Raw genomic sequence first — 24,886 nt, 5'->3', positions numbered from 1 at the left:
GCACAACAGCCCCCGAAATGGGCTCATGGCACCATAGGAGCCGATGAATACCCGCCGGGAGCTGCCCTCCTCGCCCTATTTGGCCGCCGTCAGCGGCCGCACCCCGCACCGTGTGCCGGTGTGGTTCATGCGCCAGGCCGGCCGGTCTTTGCCGGAATACCGGGAGCTGCGCGCGCAGCACCGGATGCTGCAGGCCTGCTTCGACCCCGAGCTGGTCTGCGAGATCACGCTGCAACCCGTGCGCCGCCACGGGGTGGATGCGGCCATCTTGTTCTCCGACATCGTGGTGCCGCTCAAGGCCGCCGGTATCGGGCTGGACATCGTGCCCGACGTCGGGCCGGTCATCGACAACCCGATCCGCACCATCGCTGACGTCCAAGGCATGAGGCCGCTTGAACCGCAGCAGGTTTCACCGATTTCCGACGCCGTGAAGCTTTTGGTCTCGGCACTGGGCGACGTGCCGCTGATCGGATTCGCCGGGGCGCCGTTCACCCTCGCTTCCTATCTCGTGGAGGGCGGCCCGAGCCGTCACCACGAGCGCACCAAGGCGATGATGCTCGGTGAGCCGGCGACCTGGCACGCCCTGATGTCGGCGCTCACCGACCTCACCATCGCGTTCCTGCAGGCCCAGGTCGACGCCGGCGTGGATGCCCTTCAGGTGTTCGACTCCTGGGCGGGGACGCTCTCGTTGGCCGATTACCGCAGCTACGTGTTGCCGCACAGCAGCCGGGTGTTCGCCACCATGGCCGCCGCGGGGGTGCCGATGACTCATTTCGGCGTCGGAACCGCCGAACTGCTCGGCGCGATGTCCGAGGCGCTGGGTTCGGCGCCCGCCAAGGTGGTCGGCGTAGATTGGCGGACCTCCCTCGTCGACGCCGCCGCACGCGTCGTGCCCGGCACCGCACTGCAGGGAAATCTCGACCCGGTCGTGTTGCTTGCCGGCTGGCCCGTGGTGGAGCCCGCGGTGCGCCAGGTGGTCGAGGACGGCAGGCGTGCGGTCGCGGCCGGGGCCGCGGGTCATGTGTTCAACCTGGGGCACGGTGTGTTGCCGGCATCCGATCCCGGCATCATCACCGAGGCGGTGACACTGGTGCACTCACTGTGAGTGCCGCGTATTGCGTTGTCGGCGGCGGCATTTCCGGGCTCGTCGCGGCCTACCGGTTGCGGATGGCGGCGGGGCCGCACGCCGACATCACGTTGTTGGACCCGGCCGACCGCCTCGGTGGCGTGCTGCGCACCGAGCGGGTCGGCGGACAGTCACTCGATGTCGGTGCCGAGGCGTTCGTCGCCCGGCGCCCCGAGATGCCGGCACTGCTCGCCGAGCTCGGCCTGGCCGGCCGCCAGATCGGCACCACGGGCGTGCGCCCGCTCATCTACAGCGGCGCTCGGCTGCATCCTTTGCCGCAGGGCACGCTGCAGGGCATACCCGCGCAGGCCTCGTCGGTGCTCGGGTTGGTCGATGACGCGACCGTGGCCCGCATCCTCGACGAACGCGCCCGGCCATTCAGCTGGCGGCCCGGCGCGGACCCAGCGGTCGCCGAACTTGTCGGCGACCGCTTCGGGCAACAGGTCGTGCAGCGATCCGTCGATCCGCTGCTGACCGGGGTGTATGCCGGCTCGGCCGCGACCATCGGGCTGCGGTCGGCGGTTCCGACCCTGGCCGCCGCGCTCGACCGGGGCGCGCGCAACCTCACCGAAGCCGTGCGCGACGCGCTCGGGCCGCCGGTCACCGGTCCGGTGTTCGGTGCGCTCGACGGCGGCTACACCGTGCTACTCGAGGAACTGCAGCGGCGGGCCGGCGTGCGGTGGGCGCAGGTGGCCGCCGTCCGCGTCGACCGTGGAACCAGAGGCTGGGAAGTCCTCGACGACGAAGGCACCAGATGGCGCGCCGACGGGGTGGTCCTGGCGGTCCCGGCGCCCGGCCTGCCCAGGCTCATCGAGCACGTCGCGCCCCGCACCGCGGCGGCGGCCCGGCGGATCCGCGTCGCGTCGGCGGCCGTCGTGGCCCTGGCCCTGCCGGGAGGCACGCCGTTGCCGCAGCAGTCAGGGGTGCTGGTCGTGAGTGGAGAGCGCTTGAACGCCAAGGCCGTAACGCTGACATCGCGTAAATGGGGACGGCGCGGAAACGTCGAACTGCTGCGGTTGTCGTTCGGCCGCTACGGCGACGATCTCGCGCGCAGTACCGGCGACGAGGACCTGCTGGCGTGGTCGATGCGCGACCTCCAGACCCTGTTCGGCATCGCCGTGGAACCAGTCGATTGCCACGTGCACCGCTGGATCGATGCCATGCCGCAATACGGTCCCGGGCACGCCGATCTGATCGCCGAGCTACGGGCCGGCTTGCCGCCGACGCTCGTGGTCGCGGGCGGTTATCTCGACGGCATCGGGGTGCCGGCCTGTGTGGGGACGGCCACCCGAGCGGCCACCGCACTCGTGAACAGCGGCGTGGCACGATAGGCGTATGGCCAAGCTCGACTTCGACGCACTCAACTCCACCATCCGCTACCTGATGTTCTCGGTCTTCACGGTGAACCCGGGAGAGCTGGGCGAGGACCGCGCCGACGTCATCGACGAGGCCGCCACCTTCTTCAAACAGCAGGAGGAACGCGGCGTCGTGGTCCGCGGCCTCTACGACGTGGCCGGGTTCCGGGCCGACGCCGACTTCATGATCTGGACACACGCCGAGAAGGTCGAGGCGCTGCAGGCGACGTACTCCGACTTCCGCCGCACCACCGCGCTCGGCCGAGCCAGCGACCCGGTGTGGAGCAACGTCGCACTCCACCGGCCCGCCGAATTCAACAAGAGCCACATCCCGGCATTCCTGGCCGGCGAAGATCCGGGCAACTACATCTGCGTGTACCCGTTCGTGCGGTCACTGGAGTGGTACCTGCTCGAAGACGAAGAACGCCGCCGCATGCTCGCCGAGCACGGCATGGCCGCCCGCGGCTACAAGGATGTGCGCGCCAACACCGTGCCTGCGTTCGCGCTCGGCGACTACGAGTGGATCCTGGCCTTCGAGGCGCCCGAACTGCACCGGATCGTCGACCTCATGCGTGACCTGCGGGCCACCGACGCCCGCCGCCACGTCCGCGAGGAGACGCCGTTCTTCACCGGCCCGCGCGTAAGCGTCGAAGACCTCATCGCCAAGCTGCCGTAGTTTCGGCGCGGGCACGCGCCTGCGGTTGCTGCGCTGCTGGGCCGGCGTTTGTCACGCTAGCGTGGCTGTTGGCCTCGGTTGTCACGCTGGAGCAGCGGTGGGTGCGTGGGTCTCCGCACGCATCCCACGCTGGGCCGCGTTTGTCACGCTGGCGTGGCTGTTGGGCTCGTTTGTCACGCTAGAGCAGCGGCGGGGCTGTGGGTCTCCGCACGCATCCCACGCTGGGCGGCGTTTGTCACGCTAGCGTGGCTGTTGGCCTCGGTTGTCACGCTGGAGCAGCGGTGGGGCCCTGATTCTCCGATGGCATCCCACGCTGGGCCGCGATTGTCACGCTAGCGTGACGCTCGGCGTCGACAGCCACGCTAGCGTGACAAAGGCACGCCCCAACGCACGCACGCCCCCACGCACACGCACGCGAACGAAGGCCCTCAGCCCTCGGCAGGCACCAGCTTCAGTGAGATGGAGTTGATGCAGTAGCGCTGATCGGTCGGCGTCGGGTAGCCCTCGCCTTCGAACACGTGCCCGAGGTGGCTGTGGCAGTTGGCGCACAACACCTCGACACGGCGCATTCCCAGCGAGTTGTCGGACCGCAGAATGACCGCGTCGGAGTTCGCCGGATCGAAGAACGACGGCCACCCGCAATGGGATTCGAACTTCTCGCTGCTGCGGAACAGCTCGGCACCACAGGCCCGGCATTCGTAGACGCCCTCGGTTTTGGTGTCGGTGTACTCCCCGGTGAACGGCCGTTCGGTGCCGGCTCGGCGCAGTACGGCGAACTCTTCGGGGGTGAGCTTCGCACGCCATTCGTCATCGGTCAGTTCCAGCTTGGGACCGGGAATCGTCATATCCCCAAGTTACGTCCGGGGACTGCAGCGCGCCAGATCGGCCGGCGATAGCCTGCGGTATGCGCGGTGCATGGATCAGCCGGCCCGGTGAGATGGTCGTGGCGGGCTCGTTCGGGGACATCGCGGTGCACCACCATCCCGCGGTTCAGCTCGCGGTAGGGCTTGACGGCGCGTTGTCGATGGTCGCCGACGACGGTTCAGCGCAGCAGTGCCGGGTTGCGGTCGTCGCCGGTGGTGCCCGGCATGCGCTGCGGTCGGCCGGAGCGAGCGCCGCCTTGTCCGTGTATCTGAGCCCGCAAACCCCTACTGCCGCAGCGCTTCACGCGCTCAGCACCGCCAACGGCGCGGTGCCGGGAGTTTGGGCGATCGACGACGACGAACTCGTCGAATCGGTCGCAACGGCGGTACACAACGACGACCTGTCCGCAGCCGCCGACCTCGTGATCGCCGACCTGCTGGCCCGGGCCGACGCAGAAACCGGCAACGCGGTGCACCCGCAGGTGCGGCAGGCGATCGAACTGCTCGCGGCCAGAATGCCGAACCGTACCGACCTGAGCTCCGTCGCCGGCGAGGTGGCGTTGTCGCCCGACTACCTCGGGCGGCTGTTCAAGAAGCAGACCGGGGCCTCGTTCGCGGCGTCGGCCCGCTGGACGCGGTTGCTGGCGGCGCTCGAGCACTTGTCGCAGGGGGCTTCGATCACCGATGCCGCGCACCGGGCCGGTTTCGCCGACGGCGCCCATGCGACGCGGGTGTGCCGCGAGCTCACCGGAATCGCACCCAGCGATGTGTTGCGCGCGTTGACCGCACGCTGATCGGACGGATCTGTTCAAGCGCCGGGCGCTCGGGCGCGTGATGCTCGATGTCGAACACCGACAACCGGGAGCCGATATGCCAGCGATGTCACGAGTCGAGCGTGCGTTCTGCAAGGGAATGTTGTGGCGGGGCAGCGGCAATGCCGTGCTCGGCAGCCTGCCGACCGACCGGCTGGGGCGTGACGTGCTCGAAATCGGTTCGGGCAGCGGCGATATCGCAGCCCGACTGCGTCAGGCGCGCCCAGATCTCGCCATCACCGCGACCGATTTCGATCCCGTCATGGTCCGGGCCGCGACCGGGCGCCTGCGCCGGTATCCCGACGTCACGGTCCAGACCGCCGATGCCACCGACCTACCGTTCGCCGACGCTTCGTTCGATTCGGTGCTCAGCTGCCTGATGTTGCACCACATCGTCGAGTGGGAGAAGGCGATCGCCGAGATCGCCCGCGTGCTGCGCCCGGGCGGGGTTTTCGCCGGCTACGACCTCGTGCGCAGCCCGCTGGCCACCACGATCCACCGGCTCGACCGCTCGCCGTTCCGCCTCGTGAATCCCGGCGAACTCGAATCCGTGTGTGCCGAACACGGATTGACGATGCGGACGCAGACCCGGCTGGCCGGCCAGGTCATGCAGTTCGCGTCACACTGACTCGGTGGCGCGGGCCCGGCTCAGCCACGGCGGATCGATTCCCTCGTCGAGCCGGCCGTCCTGTTTGGCGTCGAGGTAGCGGAAGTACAGCACGCAGAACACCACCACGAGCATCAGCGACCAGCCGTAGGTGATCTTCATGTACTCCAGGAACCGCCCGGTGGTCGGCCAGTGCCCGAGCAGCCAGCGGTCCATCGTCATGAACCCGTAGATCGCGAGCCACGCCGGCCAGTTGCGGATCACCGAGTTCGGCAGCACCACCGTCATCAGGAACGGGAACAACATCATCGAGTAGTAGCCCTGGCCCAGGGACAGCACCAGGAACGACGCGATCAGCAGCACACCCGAGGACGTCAGCATCCAGAACAGCGGATCGCGTTCGCGGTAGTGGCGGTACAGCAGCCACAGGCTGCCCACCGCCAGCAGCAGGAAGACGATGCGCAGCAACAGGATCAGCCACATGGGTAGCCCGTAGTAGATGCCGTTGCCCAGGATCGAGCTGTTGAAGTAGTCGCGCGTGGACAAGATGTAGGGGACGGTGTTGCGCACGAACCCCATGGGGTCGGAGACCAGCGGCCAGGCCACCGCGTTGAACAACACCGGCACACCCAGGGCCGTGATGAACGTGTAGAACTGCCGGTTGAGCAGCGGCAGCAGCAGTAGCGGCGCCAGTGAGGGTTTGACCACGAGCGTCAACCCGATCGCGACACCGGCGAGGAGCTCGTTGCGAACGCCGCCGGCCAGCAGCCAGCGGAAGAACAACACGCCGCACAGCAGGATGCAGCCGTTGATGTTCGTGAACACCAGGGTGTTGGTCACCGATTCGGTGCAGAACATGGCCAGCAGCAGCGCGGGCATGGCCACCGAGGTGAACGAGTACTTGAACAGCCGGACGAGGAAATACGCCGCGAGGATGATCGCGACGGTGTTGAAGAAGATGAACCAGTACCGCGACGCGTCGACGGGCAGGTAGCCGAACGGTGCGAGCAGCAGCGTCCCGCCGGGTGGGTACAGGTAGTGCGGATCGACGTACTCGAAGTGCTCGTTGTAGATGTCGAGCCCGAGCTTGAAGTTGATCACCGCGCGGTACACCGGTCCGAAGTCGTCGGTGATGTATCCGTTGGTCGCCAGCACGTAGCTGCGATGAATGATCGACAGAATCGCGACCGGCCACAGCACCGAGCGCAGCACCGTGGCGATGCCGGGCGGGGAGGTGCGTGGACGGAACGCGTTCAGAAGACCGGTACTCATGCGATTAGTCGTGGAATCTGTCGCCGCCACCAGCGAACCGTACACCGACCGATATTCGGCCAGGCGTCAGGCAGGACAGTACGTGTCGGTCTCCGGAGCTTTGCCGCTTTCGAGGTATGCGGTCACCGGCGGCAGCGCACACGGGCTGTAGATGGATGCGCCGTGGCCGATGCCCTGCCACATCACGCGCCGGTTGGTCGCGCCCGCGTTGATGATCGTCGCCGCGACGGCCGCGACGCCTTCGTTGCCGACGATCGGGTCGTTCTGCACACCGAGCAGCAGCACCGGCGTCTTAAGATCCTTGGGTTCTTCCGGAGCCGAACCGCTCGGCCAGTTCAGGCACTTGACGAGATTGAGCGCACCGACGGCACCGAATTGCGGGTAGAGCTTGCCCCAGGCGACGACGAGCTCGCGGACGCGGTCGGGGGTGGGCCGGTTCAGCGCGTCGCTGCAACTGTTGACGAACTGACCGTCGGTCTGGCGGAGATCTTCGGCCTTGGTGATCAGGTCGGTGATCGGGTTGGGGTCGCCGTCGCGGGCCGCGGCCAGCGCCGCGGCGAGGTTGTTCGTCGCGGCGACGCGGTCACCCTGCGGGAATCCCAGGCTGGTCGCGATGGCCTCGGCCAAGGTGGCCACCGAAGCCCCGCCCGGGCCGCGGCCGGCCCTGGCGTCCGCGAGCAGCGAGTCGACCACACCCTTCGGGTCGGGGCCGAGCGGGCAGTTGGTCGCGATGCACTGTGCGGCGAACGCGTCGAGCGCGGCCTGCTGGCCCTTGACGCGCTGTTCGGCGGCGGCCTCGGCGCCGATGGCGAGCGGCAGGGGCGAGTCGAGGATCAGGCGCGAGACCTTGTTGGGGTGCGAGCCGGCATAGGCCAACGCCACCTGTGCGCCGTTCCCGACGCCGAGCAGCGCCAGCGTGGGGACGTCCCAGGTGCTGCGGAGCCGTTCGAGATCCTCGGCGGCGTGCGCGTTGTCGTAGGCGGAGTCGCCGGGGGCGATGGTGTCGGTGCAGCTCGTCGTGGCGGTCACGGTGATCGCGCCCAGATTGGCGACCGGATCGTCACCGGCCTGGAACTGCGCCTGGTCCAGCATCTCCTGGCGGTCGTAGAGGTCGCGGCAGTCGATGGCACCGGACATGCCCATCCCGCGGCGATCGACGGCCACGATCGGATGGGCTTTGAGCACGTCGCTGCCCGAACGAGACAACCACACCGGCAGCTGGGCCGACGACGGCAGGTCGGAACCCGTCGTCATCACCAGCGGTCCGGCGTCCTGCGGGGTGTCGGCGGACCGCGCCTGCACCACGCCGATCGGGAGCGTTCCGGTCGCGCCTTCGATGGGGTCGAGATCGGCGTCGTAGGTCGCGCACTCCAACGTCACACCGGGCACCGGCTGGACACCGGCGCCGCCGAACAGTCGCGACGTGCAGTCCTGCCACCCGGTCAAATCGTTCTTGGGCTTCTCGATGGCAGGCGGTCCGGCCGGGGCGTCGGAGGTCGTCGCGGGCTGGCCCTGCGGGTGCGCGCCGGAATCGGTGGCATACCTGGGGTCGACGGCGAACATCGGCGTGCATGCGGTGAGCAGTGCCGACACGGCAACTGTCGACACGCTCAGGGCCCTCACCAGCTGATGACGCATGCTGACCACAGTAGCGACAGGTCTCTGTTCGTCAGCTCCGGACGTAACGCGTGTACAGATAGCCGTCGTCGTCGGTCAGCAGGTGCGCCGGCCGCATCCGGGTGTGTGTCTGACCGGGGCCCGTGGCGATCCGCCGCGCGACGCCACCGACGAGCACGGGCGCCATCGTCAGGCACAACTCGTCGAGCAGGTCCTCTTCGATCAGCAGGCTCAGCAGCTGCGGGCCGCCCTCGGTGAGCACCCGAAGCAACTTGCGCTCGGCCAGCACGCGCAACGCCGTGGCCGGGTCGACCCGGCCGGGGTCGGAGCCGGAGGCGTCGATCACCTCGGCGACCGCACCCAGTCGGCGCCGCGCGTCGGCGACGGTGTTGGCCGCGGTGAGGATGAGCGGCGCGACCTCGGTGCGGGTGAAGAACTTGGCCTCGTGGTCGAGGTCGGCGGACGCGGTGACGACCGCGATCGGGGGCACCTCGGCCTGGCCGCGGCGTTGGCGGGCCTGGCGTTGTTCGACGCTGAGCTGTGCGCCCGAGTAGTTCTCGATGCGCACCGTCGCCGCGCCGACGAGGATGACGTCGGCGGCGTCGCGCATGAGGTTGAACACCGCGCGGTCGCCGGCGCCGGCCAACCCGCCGGCCTTGCCGTCATCGGTGGCCCCGCCGTCGAGGCTCGCGATCATGTTGCCGCGTACCCAGCAGCGTTGCAGGTTGTCGGGATAGGCGTAGAAGTCGCGCAGGCGGCCATCTGCGGCCGAATCGACGGCCCCGAGCACTGTGAGCTGTGTCCCAGCGGCGTCGTCGGACATAAACAGAATTTGAGCACGTGGCTACGCTGCCTGCATGCACGGGTCCAGCGGCGTCGCCCATCTCGCCGATCGTCATCCCACGGTCACGCCGGAGCGGTTGGTCGCACAGCTAATTCCACCGCCGACCTTCGCCGACGTCAGCTTCGACAGTTACCGGCCCGATCCGGCCGAGCCGTCGCAGGCCGCGGCGGTGCAATCGTGCCGCCGGTTCTGCGAGCAGGCGGCCGAGCGCCGGGCGGGCAAGAAGAAGCTGTTCGGCAAGCGCGAGGTGCTGCCCGGCGTCGGGCTGTATCTCGACGGCGGGTTCGGTGTCGGCAAGACGCACTTGCTGGCCTCGACGTACTACACGCTCTCCGCGGCGGGCGATGCTCCGACGGCGTTCGCGACGTTCGGTGAACTCACCCAGCTGGCCGGCGTGTTCGGTTACAACGAGTGCATCGACCTGCTCGCCGATTACGTGGTGGTGTGCATCGACGAGTTCGAACTCGACGACCCCGGCAACACCACGCTGATCTCGCGGCTGCTGTCGGCGCTCGTGGAGCGCGGCGTGTCGATCGCGGCAACGTCGAACACGCTGCCCGAGCAACTCGGCGAGGGACGGTTCGCGGCGCAGGACTTCCTGCGGGAGATCAACACGCTCGCGCAGATCTTCACCACGGTGCGCATCGAGGGGCCCGACTACCGGCACCGCGATCTGCCGCCCGCGCCCGAGCCGCTTTCCGCCGACGCGGTGGCCGAACGCGCGGCCGCGGTCGACGGTGCGACCCTCGACGACTTCGACGCGTTGTGCACGCATCTCGCGACCATGCACCCATCGCGCTATCACGCGCTGATCGAAGGGGTGACCGAGGTGTTCATCACCGGCGTGCATCCGATCGAGGACCAGAGCGTGGCCCTTCGGCTGGTCGCGCTGACCGACCGGCTGTACGACGCGGGCATCCCGGTGTTGGCGTCGGGCACGAAACTCGACACGATCTTCAGCGCGGAGATGCTCGCCGGTGGTTTCCGCAAGAAGTACCTGCGGGCGACCTCACGGCTTCTGGCGCTGACGGCTGCGGCGCAGCAGGCCAATTAGAGCGTGCGCACCATCACGTAGTCGTTCTCGACACCGGCGCCGAGCTGAAAAGTCTTGGTGCCCTTGATGTTGAAGCCGTGCTTGGCGTAGAACCGCTGAGCCCGCACGTTCTGCTGGTTCACGCCGAGCCACACACAGCTCATGCCCGCGTCGGCGGCCCGCTTCAGCGTCTCGGCCATCAACGCCGCAGCCGCGCCCGCACGGTGGTGATCGGGCAGCACGTAGATCTTGGACAGTTCGAGCGCCGGGCGTTCGGTGACCGCACGCTGCACATCGTCGTCGGCAGGCACGCCGTGAATCAGCATGGCGTAACCGGTGATCGCGTCGCCGTCACGCGATACCAGCACGATCCGCTCGGGGTCGGACAGATAGCCGGCGAAGCGTTGCGCCGAAAGGTTCTCGGCGATGAACGCAGCGATGTTGTCCGGTGTCGCCGACGGGGGACAGGCCAGCGGGAAGGTGGCAGCCGCGACGGCGGCGAGTTCGGGAAGGTCCGCGCGCGTCGGAACCTCGACCGTCACCTCACACAGACGCTCATCGGTCACGCCCCTACGGTAGCGGCGTACCCGGCTGCCACAGATTCCACTGCGCGAGGTGCTCACCGGTCTTCGTGTTGACGAGCACGACGTTCGTGACGAGCGCGCGGTAGACGTCCCAGTACACGTCACCGCTCACGGTGGCTCCCGGCGGGGCGTTGCGCAAGGCGTCCTCCAACGCGTTCGGCGCGTCGGTGTGCTTGGGCGGGTAGGCGTCGGCGTAGGGCGTGACGCCGTTGAAGGTGAACGCCAACGCCATCACGTACGGGTTCGGGGCCTCGATGGTGGTGATCGTGACCGGCGCCCGCCACGGGCTGCCCTGAGCCCGCCAACGGGGCGAGCCGTTCCAGCCCCAGCCGGGCGGAACCTCACTGGCAAGCACGTCGTGCACGGTGACGTCGGCGACGATGCCCTTGAAGTCGACCCGCAGCGTTTCGCCGATCCGTCCGATGGGGGTGGCATCGGCGGCGGCCGACGGCGCCGCCAGCAGGCCGGCGGCGACCGTCAGCACAGAAACCATGAGTGCGAACCAGCGAGGCATGCCAGGCATGATCGCACAGACTGAAACGTGTTACAGCCAGTTGGCCGTCAGGCCCATGGCCCCACGCCGCCGACCTTGTCGATGCGGATTCGCGTGAGCCAGCCGTCCGGCGCGTCGTCGGGCGGGAACTTCGCATCGGGGTTGGCCAGGGTCTGGGCGAGGTTCTTGAGCAATTCCTTCGCTCCACCCTCGACGACGCGTGCGGTGCCGTTGATCGCCAGGTACGGCCGCATCACCTGCCCGACCTTGCCCGGGTCGACGATCGTGACCGCGACCCGAGGATCACGGCGGACGTTGCGGACCTTCTTGTGCTCGGCCAGGTGTGCGGTGACCAACTCGTCACCGTCGGGTGTGGACTGCAAGGCCACCCACACGAGGGTGACCTGCGGGCTCCCGTCCGGATTGAGGGTGACGAGGGTGGCGTCGGCTCCCGCTCCGATGAACTCGCGCGCGGCGTCGTTGAGAATCACGCTTCCTTCTACAGATGCGTCCGTGGTTTCATTCCCCTTCTTTTTTCATGAACGGTTCCAGCGCCGCGGCGAGTTCGGTCTCGAAACGCTCGGCATCCACGCCCAGTCGGTGAAGCGGGCCGTCGTCGGGTTCGGCTTCCATCAACGCCAGCAGGATGTGCTCGGTGCCGATGTAGTTGTGGCCCAAGCGAAGTGCCTGGCGGAACGTCAGCTCCAGTGCCTTCTTGGCGGCGCTGCTGAAAGGGATGAGTGCGCCCGCGTCTCCGGTCGACGGCGGCAGCGTGACCGTGGCACGCACGGCGTCGGCTTCGATGCCCTGGTTGGACAACAGCTTGGCCGCGAGCCCGTCGGGTTCGGCGAACAACGCCAACAACAGGTGATCGGGCGTGATCTCGGGGTTCCCGGCATCGTGGGCCAGGTTCTGCGAGACGACCACGACGTTGCGGGCCCGCGGGGTGAAGCGGCCGAATCCGGCGTTGGGATCGAGTGCGGCGGGATCGAAGTCCGGGACTTTGGGCACGAATCGCTTCTGGGCGGCCTGCTTGGTGACGCCCATGCACTTGCCGATCTCGGTCCATGACGCTCCGGAGCGCCGGGCCTGGTCGACGAAATGTCCGATGAGGTGGTCGGAGATCTCGCCGAGTGCGTCGGCGGCGATGACGGCGTCGACGAGCTGTTCGAGGGGTTCGGTGTGTGCCTTCTTGATGGCGCTGATCAGGTCATCGAGGCGGACGGGATTGCTGATTTTCACGGGTTCGACCATGTCGTCAACTTTAGGTTGACGATCATATTTCGTCAACCAAAAGTTGACGCTCGTGCGTCGCTCCGGTCGATCCGGCGGATCGGGCAAGATAGCGCCGGTGAACTTCGAAGAGCGCGTGATACAGCTGCTGAGGCCGGTGCTTCGGCCGGTGATGCGGGTGCTGTCGCTGCGCACCATCGTCATCGTCGCTGCGCTCTCGGTGGTCGTCACGGTGCTGACGCTCGGCACCTGGGTGTGGATCGGTGTCACCAACGACCAGTACAGCCAGCTCGATCGCCGGCTGGATTCCCTGAGCAGCCTCGGCGACGTGAGCACCCTGCTCAACACCGCCAGAGTCGACACCGACGAGTCGACGCCCGACGACGGCGGCCTGGTCCGCACCGCGCACATCGGCGGTATCACCGTCTCGGTACCCAGCGACATCGTGCTGCCGCAACTCGAGAACGGCTACGCCAACACCACGATCGACGGCGTCGAGTACCGCGTCCGCACGTTCAACGCGGGCCCGGCGTCCATCGCGCTCGGCGCGCCGTTGGCCGAAACCCAGCGCCGCATCGACGAACTGCACCTGCGGGTGGTGTTGATCTGTGCGGGCGTCATCGGCAGCACCGTCGTCGTCGGCTGGGTGATCTCGCTGGTGATGATCAATCCGTTCCGGCTGCTCGCCCAGCAGGCCCGGGCGATCAACGCGCAGTCCAATCCCGACGAGGTCCAGGTGCGCGGCGTCCGTGAGGCGGTCGAGATCGCCGAAGCCGTCGAGGGCATGCTCGCCCGGATCGGCAACGAGCAGGAACGCACCAAGGCCGCACTGGAATCGGCGCGCGACTTCGCCGCCGTCGCGTCCCATGAGCTGCGTACGCCGCTGACCGCGATGCGCACCAATCTGGAAGTGCTGTCCACGCTGGACATGACCGCCGAGCAGCGCCAGGAGGTGATCGGCGACGTGATGCGGACCCAGAGCCGCATCGAGGCCACGCTGACCGCGCTGGAGCGGCTCGCCCAGGGCGAGCTGACGACGGTCGAGGACTTCGTGCCGATGGATGTCACCGAACTGCTCGACCGTGCCGCGCACGACGCGCTGCATACCTACCCGGGTCTGCGGGCCACGCTGATGCCGTCGCCGACCGTGCTGATGCTCGGCATGCCCGCCGGCCTGCGTCTGGTGATCGACAACGCCATCGCCAACGCCGTCAAGCACGGCGGCGCGACCGAAATCCGGCTCAGCGCAGTGAGTTCCGCCGACGACGTGCAGATCGTGGTCGACGACAACGGGTCCGGGGTGCCGGAAGCCGAACGTGCCGAGGTGTTCGAACGGTTCGCGCGCGGGTCGACGGCGTCGCGTTCGGGCTCGGGCTTGGGCCTGGCCCTGGTGGCGCAGCAAGCCGAATTGCACGGCGGCACAGCTTCGTTGGAGGCCAGCCCGCTCGGCGGCGCGCGGCTGTTGCTGCGGCTGCCGATCATCCGATCGCGCGTGGAGGACGCCCCGTTCTGAGCCGGTCTCAGCAGTCCTGGTTGGGCATCCGCGCCAGGAGTTCGTCGAGGAATCCACTGGCCTCGCGACCGGCCCGCTCGACGTCACCCGCCGCGATCGCCTCGATCAGCTCGTCGTGCGAGTACCGTCCGGCGGGCACGGCGCTGGCCGTCGCGACGCTCGCCATGATCACCTCGGTCAATCCGCGGTAGAGCTCGATCAGCACGCTGTTGTGCGAGGCCTGCACGACCGCGAGGTGGAACTCGGTGTCGGTGCGGGCGAATTCGTCAGGGTCCGACGTGTCGCGGCGGTCCCAGTAGGCGCGGAGTTCGGCCAGATCCTGCTCGGTGCGCGCCTGTGCCGCGAGCCGCGCGCCCTCCATCTCCAGGCAACGCCGAACCTGCAACACCTCACGTAGCTCCGAGCCGCACAGCCGCCGCAGGGCTCCGGATACCTCGCTCGTCGCGCGTACATAGGTGCCATCGCCTTGACGAACTTCCAGGATCCCGCTGTGGGCGAGCGCGCGGACGGCCTCGCGGACGGTGTTGCGCCCGACGCCGAGCGCCTCGACGAGTTCGGGCTCCGTCGGGATCTTCGCGTTGACCGCCCATTCGCCCGAGCTGACCAGGGCGCGGAGCTGTTCGATCACCTGGTCGACCAGGCCGGTTCGGCGGGTAGTGACGAGGGGCACGTCAAAAGCCTTTCATCCAATCATGGGATGTATGGCACCATAGCCGAGTGAATCGGAACGTGCGCAGCGAATCCCTGGACAGCTACGAGCACGATCTCGAACTCGAGCTCGACGGGGCCGCCGAGCTCCGGCCCGGCGCGATGGCGGCGGGCGGGGCCCTTCTCGTCGTCGCCGTGGTCCTCACCGCGCTCAACCTGCGGCCGGCCATCACCAGCGTCGGGCCCGTGTTGGGCGAGATGCGAGAGTCGCTCGGCGCGTCGGCCGTATGGGCCGGCGCGCTCACGACGCTGCCCGGGCTGTGCTTCGCCGCCGCCGGGCTCGCCGCACCCTGGCTGGCGCACCGGATCGGTTTGGGTCGCGCGATATCGGTGGCCATGGCCGTCCTGAGCGTCGGCCTGCTGGTGCGGGTGCTCGACGGCCCCTATGTCGTGATCGGCGGCACGCTCGTCGCGACGGCCGGGATCGCGCTCGTGAACGTCCTCATCCCGGTCGTGATCAAAGGGTCGTTCCCGGCCCGGATCGGTCTGATGACCGGCATCTACACCGCCGCTTTGCAAGGCGGTGGCGCGCTTGGCTCCGCCGTGACCCCGCCGCTGGAGTCGGTGTTCGGCAGCTGGCGCGGTGCGCTGGGCAGCTGGGCGACCCTGGCCGTGCTGGCGCTGGTCTTCTGGCTGCTCGGCTCGCGTGGCATCACCACCGCGAGAACCGCGGACTCGTCGTCGGGCGGATCGGCCCGATCCCTTATGCGCAGCTCACTGGCCTGGACCGTGACGTTGTTCTTCGGCTGCCAGGCGTTCTTGGCCTACGTGGTGATGGGCTGGTTGCCCGAGGTGTTCATCGACAACGGTGTGAGCAAGAGCGATGCCGGGCTGCTGGTCGGATTGGCCTCTGTGCTCGCGGTGCCGATCAGCCTCTTCATCGCGCCGCTGGCCGCACGCCAGTCGAACCAGAGCTGGTGGATCGTCGGCCTCGGAGTGGTCGGGTTCGCCGGCATGATCGGCCTGCTGGTCGACCCCGGTGCGGCGCCCCTGCTGTGGAGCGTGCTGGTCGGGCTCGGCATGAGTGTGTTCTCGTTGGCGCTCACCGTGATCGCGCTGCGGGCCCGCAACGCCGAGGACACCGCCCGGCTGTCGGGAATGGTGCAGGGCTTCGGCTACCTGCTGGCCGGTATCGGCCCGTTCCTGTTCGGGTTGCTGCACGAAGCCACCGGCGGCTGGACCGTGCCGTGGGCGATGGTGCTGGTGGTGTATCTCGTGCAGATGGTCGCGGGCGCGCTGGCGGGCCGCAACCGCTACGTGTGAGCCACAAGCCTGGCTTGTGAGCCCACAACGACGTCGTGACTACCAGCCACCGGGTTACCGCAGCAGCATTGACGAGGTGAGCACCGAACTCGCCCTGCGTCCCTTCCATACCGCGCTGTATGCCGAACTCGACGACACGAAGACGGCGTTCGGCCATATCACGCCCAATTGGTTCGCGTCGGTCATGGGGACGGGCATCGTCGCGACCGCCGCCGCCACCCTGCCGGTGCACGTGCCGGGTCTGCATGAGTTCGCCACCGCGGTTTGGCTTCTCGCGGCCGTGGTGCTGGTCGCGTTGACCGCGGCGTTCGCCACACACTGGATACGCCACCGCGAGCAGGCGAAAGCCTATGCGGCCCATCGGATCATGGGCCAGTTCTACGGCGCGCCTGCCATGGCCCTGCTCACTGTGGGTGCCGGTGCCATGCTGCTCGGCCCGCCCGTGATCGGCGAATCGGCGGCGCTGGCCGCCGGCGTGGCACTGTGGTTCGCCGGGACGACGCTGGGACTGGTTGTGAGCGTGTGGCTTCCATTCGTCATGATCACCGGCCACGATCACGCTCAGGTGGACGCGGTGCCCGCGTGGATGATGCCGGTGGTTCCGCCCATGGTGTCGGCCTCCACCGGGTCGCTGCTGCTCGGTCACCTCGGTGCCGGGCAGGCCGGGATGACCCTATTGGTCGCGTGTTACGCGATGTTCGGCCTGAGCCTGCTGGCCGGCTTCATCACGCTGACGATGGTGTATTCGCGGCTCGTGCACGGGGGCATCCCCGAGGTGCAGGCCATTCCCACGGTCTGGATCGCGCTCGGGGTCGTCGGTCAGTCGATCACCGCCGCCAATCTTCTTCCCGCGCATGCCGGTTCGGTGCTGACCGACCCGTCCGCGCTGTCGGCACTGCATGCCTTCGGCGTCGTCTACGGACTGGTGATGGGTGGGTTCGGGGCGTTCGTGTTCTGTCTGGCCGCGGCGTTGACCGTGCACGGCGCGCGTCGCGGGTTGTCCTTCACACTGACCTGGTGGAGCTTCACATTCCCGGTCGGCACGTGCGTGACGGGTGCGTCCGCGCTGGGAGTGGCCACCGGCGCGGTGGCGGTGTCCGGGCTCGCGGTGGCGCTGTACGCGCTGTTGCTCGGTGCATGGGCGACGGTCGCGACGCAGACGCTCAAAGGCGTGGTGTCCGGGCGGCTACTGCGGGGCTGAACTCACCGCGTCGCGGCGATATGGCTGAGCAGATCGCGCACGGCTCCGGCGGGTGGCGTGCGCCCGCCCAGCCAGATGGCGCGCAGTTCGCGGCGCAGATCGAGCTCGGCGACCGGCACCGCGCGCAGCCGGCCAAGGGTGAGGTCGTCCTCGACCGCGAGCCGGCTCATCACGGCGGGGCCCGCGCCGGCCAGCACCGCCGCACGCATGGCTGCCGCAGACGACAATTCGATCGCGGGATCCGCTTGCTGCACATCGTCGCCCAGCGCTGCGCGTAACGCGGTGCTCAGCGCATCCCTGGTGCCCGAACCGACCTCGCGGGACACCAGGGGAGTGCCGTTGATCTCCTCCGCGCCGACCGCTGAGCGGCGGGTCCATTTGTGGTTGGGAGGGACCACCACCACGAGCTCGTCTCGCGCCACCACACGGCTGTGCAAACCCTTTGGGGTGCCCGGAGATTCGATGAATCCCAGCTCGGCCGAGCCGTCCCGGACCGCTGCGATCACCTGATCGCTGTTGGCTGCGGTGAGGATCACCTCGGGTGCCCGAACACCACGCCGTTGCGCGTCGGCCTGCAGCGACACCAGCCAACGAGGCATGAGCTGTTCGGCGATGGTCAGACTCGCGGCCACGGTCAGCCGATTGTGGCTCTCGGTGCGCATCGCGGCCAAGCCGGCGTCGACTCGTTGTGCCACGTCGAGCAACTGGTCGGCCCATTCGGCGACCACCACGCCCGCGGGGGTGAGCTGCGATCCGCGCGTGCTGCGCCGGACGAGTTGAACACCGGTCTGAGCCTCGATCGAGGCCAGCCGTGACGACACGGCCTGCTGGGTCAGTCCCAATTCCCGCCCCGCGGCGCCCAGGCTGCCGGTCCGCGCAATGGCCAACAACACCTCGAATGCCGCCAACTCGGGCATTCGCGCACTCAGGGCCACGGCTCGAATCGTAACGCAGGTCACAAATCCGGCTTGTGACGAAGGGGAGGTTGTCACCGATGGTGAACCGTGGTGTAGTCTCGCCGTCGTGACTATCGGTGTGTGTGCCAGCTATTGGCGCTTTATCAAGGCTCCGGGCGGAGCCGATAAAGCGCAGCACTAAGCACGCATCCACCCGGAGCCCAGGCAGTGACCACCAGGTTGCTGCCTTTCGTCATTCAAGGGCGCCGGACATCCACCCAGGTGCCCACCACCAGGAAGGCACCCGAACATGAATCTGGCGCAGATCGCCAACCCGCCCGCGACGTCGGATCGGCGAATCCGCAGCTTCAGCGCCATTCCCAGCCCGCACGACGTGCTCACCGAGTTCCCGCTGGGCGCCCGGCGCGCCGAACGGGTCGCCCGCGACCGCGACGAGATCGCCGACATCCTGGCCGGACGCGACGACCGACTGCTGGTCGTGGTGGGGCCGTGCTCGGTGCATGACCCGGCCGCGGCGCTGGAGTACGCGAGCCGCCTGGTCAAGGTCGCCGACGAGCTCAAGGACCGGCTCAAGGTTGTGATGCGGGTGTACTTCGAGAAGCCGCGCACGACGATCGGTTGGAAGGGCCTGATCAACGATCCGGGCATGGACGGCACGTTCGACGTGGCCCGCGGTCTGCGTATCGCCCGCCAACTGCTGCTCGACATCATCGATATCGGACTCCCGGTCGGGTGTGAGTTCCTGGAGCCGACCAGCCCGCAGTACATCGCCGATGCCGTGGCGTGGGGCGCGATCGGCGCCCGCACCACCGAATCCCAGGTGCACCGGCAGCTGGCGTCGGGCCTGTCGATGCCGGTCGGGTTCAAGAACGGCACCGACGGCAACATCCAGGTCGCGGTGGACGGTGTGAAAGCCGCTGCCGCTGAACATGTTTTCTTCGGGATGGACGATCTCGGGCGCGGCGCCGTGGTGAGTACGGCGGGTAACGAGGACTGCCACGTGATTCTGCGCGGCGGGACCGACGGGCCCAACTACGGCACCGAATCCGTGTCCGATGCCGCAGCGAAGCTGTCGAAGGCCGGGTTGCCCGGTCGCGTCGTGATCGATTGCAGCCACGCCAATTCGGGCAAGGACCACGTGCGCCAGGCTGTCGTCGCCACTGAGGTCGCCGCCATGGTGCGCGACGGTGCGCCGGTCAGCGGCGTGATGCTGGAGAGCTTCCTCGTCGGCGGAGCCCAGGCGCCCGAGGCGCGGCCGCTGACCTACGGGCAGTCGGTCACCGACAAGTGCATGGATTGGGCGACAACGGATCTGGTGTTACGCGAGCTCGCCAAGCGGCCTTAAGTACCGCTCGGCTGCGCGTATTTCGCGGCGTTACGGTCGAATTTCGGCGGTTTGGTGAAGTCGAGTTCGATGAGCACCTCGCCGTGCGGGTCGTGCGGCGCCCGGGTGACCACTACGGCGGTACCCGGGCGCGGCACCCGCTTCGTGGTGGTGACCATGTTCGCGGTGACGCGCTGCGCACCGGATTCGGCGGCGAATTCGACCACCACCGTGAACAGCGGCCGGCTGTCACTCCAGCGCTCGAGAAAGGTGACATCGCGCAGGACACCGGGTATCCGGATGCCGTGTTGGCGCATCGAGGCCATCCACGCCTGACGTCTGCGGGTGTAGCGGATGCCCGCCCACGCGCTCGTCGTGGCGATCGCCGCGCCGGCCCAACACACGACGCTCGCCACGGCGATGATCCCGCCATCGAATCCACCGACCCACAGCGCCACGATCAACAGGCCGACGCCGACCCCGGAGAACGCGGGTATCGCCGCGATCCGATTCGCCGTGGTTCGCTGCCCGAATCTGTCGCGGGCCTCGTCGGCGGTCAGGCCGATGAGCAACCCGGGCAGGAAGGTGTACAGCACAGTGGCGACCCACTGCCACACCGCCGGGGGGTTCTGCTCCCGCACACCGTAGAAGAACAGTGCGGCACCTGCGCCGGACGGTATCCACAACACGAACGTCACCACGGCGAAAAAGCCCAACATTCCCGCAGCGTCGAGGGGGGGTGCGGTGATCCGGTTGCCCTTCTCGCTGACGGAGAAGTGCGGCAGGGTGTCCTCCCAAGCGGGACTCTCGATCGCGGAAGAGATCTCGCTGGTCATACGCGTCTCCCTTCACTTCCGATGGATGAGCCACCCACCTTGCCAGCAGCTGCGGCAACCGGAACGCCGCGACCGCCCAATCCCGGCGATTCTCACGAAAAGCTCACAGGTTCAACATAGTTCGCTGCAGGTATGCGGCCGAAGGTGTGAGCACTGTGGTGAGGAAGAGACGAGAACGCGAGTGGCCGGGCCGGCCGCGCGACGTGTGGGCCGAGGCCTCCCGGCGCCACGGCGTGCCATCGCTGCCGCGACCGGAGGTCCCGAATTGGCGCGATATCGAGGTGTTCGGCAGTCGCGTGCTGCTGCATCCCGCGACGCCGTCACCGCCGGCCACGGTGGGATTCGGTGCTTTCACGGCGTTGCTTGCCCTGCTCGCGTGGTGGAAGGGCCATCCCACACTGCTCGTCGGCGCGCTCGGGGTCACCGCCGCGATACTCGTGTCCGTCGGCTGCTTTTGGATGTGGTGGGTACCGGCCCGCCAGGAACGACGGCTGTCTCGTACCCACGCTCGCGCGTTGGACTACGGCGTCGGCGCCCACGCGTACCGAACGCGTTTCACGCGGCCGGAGGAAAGCAGTCAGCCGAGAACGACGTCCTTGCTGATCGACGAACGCCTGCCTACTTTCGCCGCGAGCCGCCTGCAGCATGCGGTCCGGGATTGGCTGGCCCGCGTCACGGCGGACGCGGCGATGAACGCCGAGGCGGTGCACCTGCTCGGCCGCCGATGGGTGGTCCCGATCACCGAGATCTTCGGGCCCGACGCGCACGGCGGCTGGTTGGTGATCGACCAAGGTGAGGACGACACGCCGTGGCGGCTGCTGATCGATCGGCCGGACGGCCCCGAGGAGTACTTCTACGACGAGGTCATGGCGATCGACGGGCCGCCCGGGCGGCTTTATCTCGACGGGTTTTAGCGGTCGTCCGACGGTGCGTCGGTGTCGGCGCTCCATGTGCCCGGCATCATCGGGACCGCGGTACCGCTGCCGTACGAATCCTCGGCCAGTGTCGTCAGCCCGGCCGGGTTGGTGGCGGTGGATTTGGTTGCGGTTCCGGTGAATCCGAGATTGCCCGCGCCCCGGCTCGACGCGGCGGCAGCGGCCCGCTCGGGCGGGGGAGCAGAGCCGTCGTCGTCCATGCTCAGGTACTCGTAGCGGTAGCCGCGTTCCTTGACGTCGGCGCCACGTCGCTTGCGGCTCTTGGACCTGTCGCGAGCGACCGCCGACGCCGCCGCTGCCGCGGACGCGGCGGCGCTGTTCGAGGAATGCGCCACATCGACTGCGCTGCTTCGCATCGACGGGCCGAACCCGAAGCCCGGACCGTCACCGCCCACGGCGTACGCACTGGTTTCCACGCCGGTGACTGTCGAGGTCGGCGCCGGGGCGGTGGCGACCGTGGGCGATGCAGGCGACGGAGGGGCCGGCGCGCTCGCGGGCACCGACGGTGACGAGGGCCCGGGCAGCGCGGCCACCGGGGCCGGCTCAGCGGGCTGGTTGACCGCCTCGGGGGCCGGCGCGTCGATCGGTATGTTGTAGTTCTGCGCAAGGCCGATGAGCCCGAGCAGGCCCAGCATGGCCGGAGACACCGCGCCGATCACCGCGGCATACAGCGGGGTGCCCAGCACGGCGAAGGTTGCCGCGTACGCACCGAGGAAGAACACGTTGATGTACGTGGTGAACAGCAACGACGGATCGGCGATGATCTCGGCGAGGATCTGGGGAATCCGCCACGGCTGCAAGATCAATTCCTTGAGCTGGACATACATCCCGTGGAAATGCTCGGAGTTCTCGGCGAGCCACTTCTCGATGGGGTCCTCGAAGGTCAGGGCAAGCCCCGACTCGGTGGCCCGCGCCTGTGCGGCCGTCTGCATCAAAGTGGCTGATGCCGTTGCCGTTTCGCTGACACCGGGGGTCAGCACGAACGGCGCCACCGTGGTCTGTGGTGCCGACGTCACAGCCACTTGCGAGGTGGCCTGGTACACGGTCATCGTCGTCGCGGCCTGAATCCACATCCGGATGTAGTCGGCCTCGTTGACCGCGATCGGGATCGTGTTGATTCCGAAGAAGTTGGTTGCCACCAGAACGCCGAGGGTGGCTCGATTGGCCGTGAGTTCGGCCATGGTCGGCATCGCAGCCAGCGCCGCGCTGTAAGACGCTGCCGCGGTTTCGATCTGGGCCGCGACACCGGCGCTCGCCGCGCTGGTCTGCGTGAGCCACGCCAGGTACGGGACGTGTGCCGCCGCGTATCGCTCGGCGCTCGGACCCTGCCACGCCCCGGCTTGAACCGTGCCCAGCACAGTGCTGAGTTCGGCTGCCGCGGAGGCATATTCGGCGCTCAGTGAATTCCAGGCGCCGGCCGCGGCCAGGAGTGGGCCCGGCCCCGGCCCGCTGCTGAGGAGCGTGGAATGTACTTCGGGGGGCAGCGCCATCCACACCGGGGCGGTCATCGCCGGTCTCCTCTCCATCGCTTTAGCTAGTGCAACTCAACAAAGTTCGGTTAGCGTAAGCTAACTTACCGAAATTTGCGGAGAAATTGGCTCCTCCGCAAATTCACACGTAGATCAGCGTCGGTATGTCGACAGGTTGTGTGCGAGTTCGTCGAACAGCGCGTGATTCAGCCGGAACGCGACCTTGACCTCATTGACGACGGCTTCAGCCTCGCCGGCGCTCAGGGCGAGGCCGTCCAGGCGAGCCCGGTAGGCGTCCTTGTACGGCTTGGGCCGCATCGGGAAATCGTAGAAACTCAGGCCGGCCCCGTTCAGGCCGAACGTGCGGTCGAGTATGCGGCCGATGGCCTGTCCGCCCGAGAGGTCGCCGAGGTAGCGGGTGTAGTGATGGGCGATGAGTGAGCCGGCCCAGGAACTTTCGGCAATTCGGCCGCAATACTCGCGTGTTGCAGGTGAGTCGACCACGCGTTCGGTGTCGGGCGCCCAGTGGTCGAGGTCGGCGTCGATGGCGCTGAGCCGCTCCAGCGCCGGGTCGTAGACGGCGGCAACCAAGGGGTCGGCGTGGTGGGCGCGTACGGCGTCCTCGAGTGCGCCGTAGATGGCGCGCAACCGCACCAGGTAGTCGACGTAGCCCTGTTCGTTGACGCGGCCGCTCAGCAATTCCGACATGAACGAAGACTGCTCGGCGGCGTCGTGCTCGGCCTGTGAGTTCTCGCGCATCGCGGCGGACAACGATCGGATGGCCTCGGGGACAACGGCGCTCGGCATGCTTCGCTCCAGGTGAGTTTTAACGACAGATTGTCAACATGATGCCGACAATCTGTCAGAAAACCTAGCACCGCATCGCACGGCGTGGGGGTTTACCTTTTCGCGCCCAACGCACGCAGGACGAATCGTTCGATCGCCGCCACCGGCAGATGCCGTGGCGCAAGGCAGGCGTGGATCAGCGACATCGTGGCGGTCTCGTCCTCCACGACGAACTCTCCCGCGGCCACACCTTCGGTCAAGATCTCCCGGAGTACCTCTTCCACCACCACCACGTGCTCGCGGATCGCCAGCATCGCGTCCTCTGACAGGGCGCCGTAGAGGTGAACGCCCATGCCCATGTGGAATTGCTGCCCGGCGTCGAGCTGGTGGCGGATGTAGACCGACAGGCGTTCCCGCGGATTGTCGGCCTCGGCCAGCGCGGCCCGAAGTCCTTCGAGATACCGGCTTGTCTCATGGGACGCGAACGCGACCACCACGGCGTCCTTGTCGGGGAAGTGGTGGTAGATCGCCGTGCGCCCGATACCGGCCACGGCGGCGAGCTTGGCCATCGTGATGGCGTCGAAACTGTGGTCGGCCATCAGCGTGGCGAACGCGGCGAAAACACGCCGCTGGACCTGCTCGCGGTGTTGTTCAACCGATGCGGCGCTGATCCTGGGCACGCTCGACTCTAACGCCGGCCGCAGCCCGTGAAGCTGTGGGTTCGACACGCCGCCCGGGCGTGTCGTGGGTCCAGCCCGACAACCCTGTCTTCGTTGCGATAACGCACTTACGACTCCGGCGTGATCCGCGCGGCCAGCATGGTCGTCCACTCGGTGAGGTACTCGTCGTCCGGGGTGTCCGCGGCCTGGAAGAACATGGCCGTCGCACGCTTGCCGAGCAGTGCGTTGATGCCGAGGGTGGCGATGGTTCGGCTCTGCGCGGGCTCCAGATCGGCGGCCCACCCGTGGATCCAGTCGTCGAGTTCGGTGTAGAGCCCGTCGACGAGCGCGGCGTAGGCATCGTTGAGGCGCGACGAGCGATCCGATGGTGTGCGCGCGGCGATCTGCAGGAGCTGGCTCTCCTCATCGATCACATTGAGCAGGTATCTGCCGAGCAGGGTCAGCTCGGTTCGCAGATCGCCGAGTCCGGCGAACATCGCCCGGATGTCATGCATCGCTCGCCTGCGGTCCAGCTGGCGGTCGATGCCCGCCTCGAGAAGGGATTCCTTGGATTTGAAGTGGTGATAGAGCGCGCCCGAGCCCGCCGCCAGGCCGGCGGCCGCTTCGATCTGCGCGACGCTGGTCGCCCGGTAACCCTGCTCGCTGAACAGCCGCATCGCCTCGGTCACCAGGCGGTCCCGGGTCGTCGTCTCCGTCATTGACCGCCCCAAAGTGTTCACTTAGTATCGTCAAGTGAACA

At 68.0% G+C, this 24,886-nt stretch carries 26 protein-coding genes; 11 read left to right on the top strand and 15 right to left on the bottom strand.

Annotation, left to right across the window (positions count from 1 at the left end):
* Window positions 1-43: 43 nt before the first annotated feature.
* From hemE to hemQ, 3 genes are read left to right on the top strand one after another with little or no spacing between them, the layout of a single operon-like run.
* Window positions 44-1,105, top strand: coding sequence for a uroporphyrinogen decarboxylase (gene hemE / locus ACOI2T_RS21165; protein WP_067851274.1), 1,062 nt, complete (start codon window positions 44-46; stop codon window positions 1,103-1,105).
* On the top strand, window positions 1,102-2,457 hold the full coding sequence (locus ACOI2T_RS21160) for a protoporphyrinogen oxidase (protein ID WP_409503442.1): 1,356 nt from the start codon (window positions 1,102-1,104) through the stop codon (window positions 2,455-2,457). The genes hemE and ACOI2T_RS21160 overlap by 4 nt, the downstream gene beginning before the upstream one ends.
* A gap of 4 nt (window positions 2,458-2,461) precedes the next feature.
* Complete coding sequence (gene hemQ / locus ACOI2T_RS21155) at window positions 2,462-3,157, top strand: hydrogen peroxide-dependent heme synthase (protein WP_409503441.1); 696 nt, start codon at window positions 2,462-2,464, stop codon at window positions 3,155-3,157.
* Between the two features lie 428 nt (window positions 3,158-3,585).
* Here the strand turns inward: hemQ and msrB are convergent, their stop codons facing one another.
* Entirely contained in the window at window positions 3,586-4,002 is a 417-nt protein-coding gene (gene msrB / locus ACOI2T_RS21150; RefSeq protein WP_067851280.1) for a peptide-methionine (R)-S-oxide reductase MsrB, read from the bottom strand.
* A gap of 59 nt (window positions 4,003-4,061) precedes the next feature.
* On the opposite strand from msrB, the gene ACOI2T_RS21145 reads away from it, so the two are divergent.
* Window positions 4,062-4,814 (top strand): helix-turn-helix transcriptional regulator, encoded by a 753-nt coding sequence (locus tag ACOI2T_RS21145; RefSeq protein WP_409503440.1) that lies wholly within the window; start codon window positions 4,062-4,064, stop codon window positions 4,812-4,814.
* Window positions 4,815-4,890: 76 nt separating this feature from the next.
* On the top strand, window positions 4,891-5,460 hold the full coding sequence (locus ACOI2T_RS21140; protein WP_067851443.1) for a class I SAM-dependent methyltransferase: 570 nt from the start codon (window positions 4,891-4,893) through the stop codon (window positions 5,458-5,460).
* Here ACOI2T_RS21140 and aftC read toward each other — a convergent pair.
* The 3 genes from aftC to ACOI2T_RS21125 are packed head-to-tail and all read right to left on the bottom strand — an operon-like array spanning window position 5,452 to window position 9,151.
* Window positions 5,452-6,756, bottom strand: a complete 1,305-nt coding sequence (gene aftC / locus ACOI2T_RS21135; protein ID WP_067851285.1) for an arabinofuranan 3-O-arabinosyltransferase — start codon at window positions 6,754-6,756, stop codon at window positions 5,452-5,454. The genes ACOI2T_RS21140 and aftC overlap by 9 nt on opposite strands.
* 21 nt (window positions 6,757-6,777) lie before the next feature.
* Complete coding sequence (locus ACOI2T_RS21130) at window positions 6,778-8,349, bottom strand: alpha/beta hydrolase (RefSeq protein ID WP_409503439.1); 1,572 nt, start codon at window positions 8,347-8,349, stop codon at window positions 6,778-6,780.
* Between the two features lie 31 nt (window positions 8,350-8,380).
* The gene (locus ACOI2T_RS21125; protein WP_409503438.1) at window positions 8,381-9,151 is read right to left on the bottom strand and encodes a pyrimidine reductase family protein; all 771 of its coding nucleotides are present in this window, start codon (window positions 9,149-9,151) and stop codon (window positions 8,381-8,383) included.
* Window positions 9,152-9,185: 34 nt separating this feature from the next.
* Between ACOI2T_RS21125 and zapE the strand changes: the two genes are divergently transcribed.
* Complete coding sequence (gene zapE, locus ACOI2T_RS21120; protein ID WP_409503437.1) at window positions 9,186-10,226, top strand: cell division protein ZapE; 1,041 nt, start codon at window positions 9,186-9,188, stop codon at window positions 10,224-10,226.
* Here the strand turns inward: zapE and ACOI2T_RS21115 are convergent.
* Genes ACOI2T_RS21115 through ACOI2T_RS21100 form a run of 4 tightly spaced genes read right to left on the bottom strand, consistent with a single transcriptional unit; the run spans window position 10,223 to window position 12,536 of the window.
* Window positions 10,223-10,771, bottom strand: coding sequence for a GNAT family N-acetyltransferase (locus ACOI2T_RS21115; RefSeq protein WP_409503436.1), 549 nt, complete (start codon window positions 10,769-10,771; stop codon window positions 10,223-10,225). The two genes, zapE and ACOI2T_RS21115, sit on opposite strands and share 4 nt — an antisense overlap.
* Before the next feature lie 4 nt (window positions 10,772-10,775).
* On the bottom strand, window positions 10,776-11,303 hold the full coding sequence (locus ACOI2T_RS21110; RefSeq protein ID WP_067851290.1) for a hypothetical protein: 528 nt from the start codon (window positions 11,301-11,303) through the stop codon (window positions 10,776-10,778).
* 47 nt (window positions 11,304-11,350) lie between these two features.
* On the bottom strand, window positions 11,351-11,773 hold the full coding sequence (locus ACOI2T_RS21105; RefSeq protein ID WP_067851292.1) for a PPOX class F420-dependent oxidoreductase: 423 nt from the start codon (window positions 11,771-11,773) through the stop codon (window positions 11,351-11,353).
* A 28-nt stretch (window positions 11,774-11,801) separates the two neighbouring features.
* Window positions 11,802-12,536: a Clp protease N-terminal domain-containing protein gene (locus ACOI2T_RS21100; RefSeq protein ID WP_409503435.1), complete on the bottom strand. Its 735-nt coding sequence runs from the start codon at window positions 12,534-12,536 to the stop codon at window positions 11,802-11,804.
* Window positions 12,537-12,687: 151 nt separating this feature from the next.
* On the opposite strand from ACOI2T_RS21100, the gene ACOI2T_RS21095 reads away from it, so the two are divergent.
* The gene (locus ACOI2T_RS21095; RefSeq protein ID WP_409503684.1) at window positions 12,688-14,028 is read left to right on the top strand and encodes a sensor histidine kinase; all 1,341 of its coding nucleotides are present in this window, start codon (window positions 12,688-12,690) and stop codon (window positions 14,026-14,028) included.
* Window positions 14,029-14,035: 7 nt separating this feature from the next.
* Here ACOI2T_RS21095 and ACOI2T_RS21090 read toward each other — a convergent pair whose 3' ends face one another.
* Window positions 14,036-14,698: a FadR/GntR family transcriptional regulator gene (locus ACOI2T_RS21090; protein WP_409503434.1), complete on the bottom strand. Its 663-nt coding sequence runs from the start codon at window positions 14,696-14,698 to the stop codon at window positions 14,036-14,038.
* Window positions 14,699-14,745: 47 nt separating this feature from the next.
* Here ACOI2T_RS21090 and ACOI2T_RS21085 point away from each other — a divergent pair, with 47 nt between their 5' ends.
* On the top strand, window positions 14,746-15,999 hold the full coding sequence (locus ACOI2T_RS21085; RefSeq protein WP_409503433.1) for a CynX/NimT family MFS transporter: 1,254 nt from the start codon (window positions 14,746-14,748) through the stop codon (window positions 15,997-15,999).
* Between the two features lie 76 nt (window positions 16,000-16,075).
* Window positions 16,076-17,200 carry a TDT family transporter gene (locus ACOI2T_RS21080; protein WP_409503432.1) on the top strand — a complete coding sequence of 375 codons (1,125 nt, stop codon included), beginning with the start codon at window positions 16,076-16,078 and terminating at the stop codon, window positions 17,198-17,200.
* A 2-nt stretch (window positions 17,201-17,202) separates the two neighbouring features.
* Here ACOI2T_RS21080 and ACOI2T_RS21075 read toward each other — a convergent pair whose 3' ends face one another.
* A complete protein-coding gene (locus ACOI2T_RS21075) occupies window positions 17,203-18,135 on the bottom strand; it encodes a LysR family transcriptional regulator (RefSeq protein WP_409503431.1) in 933 nt (310 codons plus the stop codon).
* Between the two features lie 271 nt (window positions 18,136-18,406).
* Here ACOI2T_RS21075 and ACOI2T_RS21070 point away from each other — a divergent pair, with 271 nt between their 5' ends.
* The gene (locus ACOI2T_RS21070) at window positions 18,407-19,462 is read left to right on the top strand and encodes a 3-deoxy-7-phosphoheptulonate synthase (RefSeq protein WP_409503430.1); all 1,056 of its coding nucleotides are present in this window, start codon (window positions 18,407-18,409) and stop codon (window positions 19,460-19,462) included.
* Here ACOI2T_RS21070 and ACOI2T_RS21065 read toward each other — a convergent pair.
* Window positions 19,459-20,277 (bottom strand): hypothetical protein, encoded by an 819-nt coding sequence (locus ACOI2T_RS21065; RefSeq protein WP_409503429.1) that lies wholly within the window; start codon window positions 20,275-20,277, stop codon window positions 19,459-19,461. The two genes, ACOI2T_RS21070 and ACOI2T_RS21065, sit on opposite strands and share 4 nt — an antisense overlap.
* A gap of 158 nt (window positions 20,278-20,435) precedes the next feature.
* On the opposite strand from ACOI2T_RS21065, the gene ACOI2T_RS21060 reads away from it, so the two are divergent.
* Window positions 20,436-21,191 carry a hypothetical protein gene (locus ACOI2T_RS21060; RefSeq protein WP_409503428.1) on the top strand — a complete coding sequence of 252 codons (756 nt, stop codon included), beginning with the start codon at window positions 20,436-20,438 and terminating at the stop codon, window positions 21,189-21,191.
* Here ACOI2T_RS21060 and ACOI2T_RS21055 read toward each other — a convergent pair.
* The 4 genes from ACOI2T_RS21055 to ACOI2T_RS21040 all read right to left on the bottom strand — a co-directional run bounded on the left by ACOI2T_RS21055 (window position 21,188) and on the right by ACOI2T_RS21040 (window position 24,845).
* Window positions 21,188-22,720 carry a PPE family protein gene (locus tag ACOI2T_RS21055; protein ID WP_409503427.1) on the bottom strand — a complete coding sequence of 511 codons (1,533 nt, stop codon included), beginning with the start codon at window positions 22,718-22,720 and terminating at the stop codon, window positions 21,188-21,190. The genes ACOI2T_RS21060 and ACOI2T_RS21055 overlap by 4 nt on opposite strands.
* Before the next feature lie 114 nt (window positions 22,721-22,834).
* Window positions 22,835-23,488, bottom strand: a complete 654-nt coding sequence (locus tag ACOI2T_RS21050) for a biliverdin-producing heme oxygenase (RefSeq protein WP_409503426.1) — start codon at window positions 23,486-23,488, stop codon at window positions 22,835-22,837.
* A 92-nt stretch (window positions 23,489-23,580) separates the two neighbouring features.
* Window positions 23,581-24,147, bottom strand: a complete 567-nt coding sequence (locus ACOI2T_RS21045) for a TetR/AcrR family transcriptional regulator (protein WP_067851456.1) — start codon at window positions 24,145-24,147, stop codon at window positions 23,581-23,583.
* 107 nt (window positions 24,148-24,254) lie between these two features.
* On the bottom strand, window positions 24,255-24,845 hold the full coding sequence (locus tag ACOI2T_RS21040) for a TetR/AcrR family transcriptional regulator (RefSeq protein ID WP_409503425.1): 591 nt from the start codon (window positions 24,843-24,845) through the stop codon (window positions 24,255-24,257).
* Window positions 24,846-24,886: the final 41 nt, after the last annotated feature.

It is taken from the genome of Mycolicibacterium wolinskyi str. Jessa 2025 (assembly GCF_049241375.1).
In the GTDB taxonomy this organism is placed as follows: domain Bacteria; phylum Actinomycetota; class Actinomycetes; order Mycobacteriales; family Mycobacteriaceae; genus Mycobacterium; species Mycobacterium wolinskyi.
The sequence above is the reverse complement of the archived record's forward strand: the minus strand, read 5'-3'. Positions and strand labels throughout refer to the sequence as shown.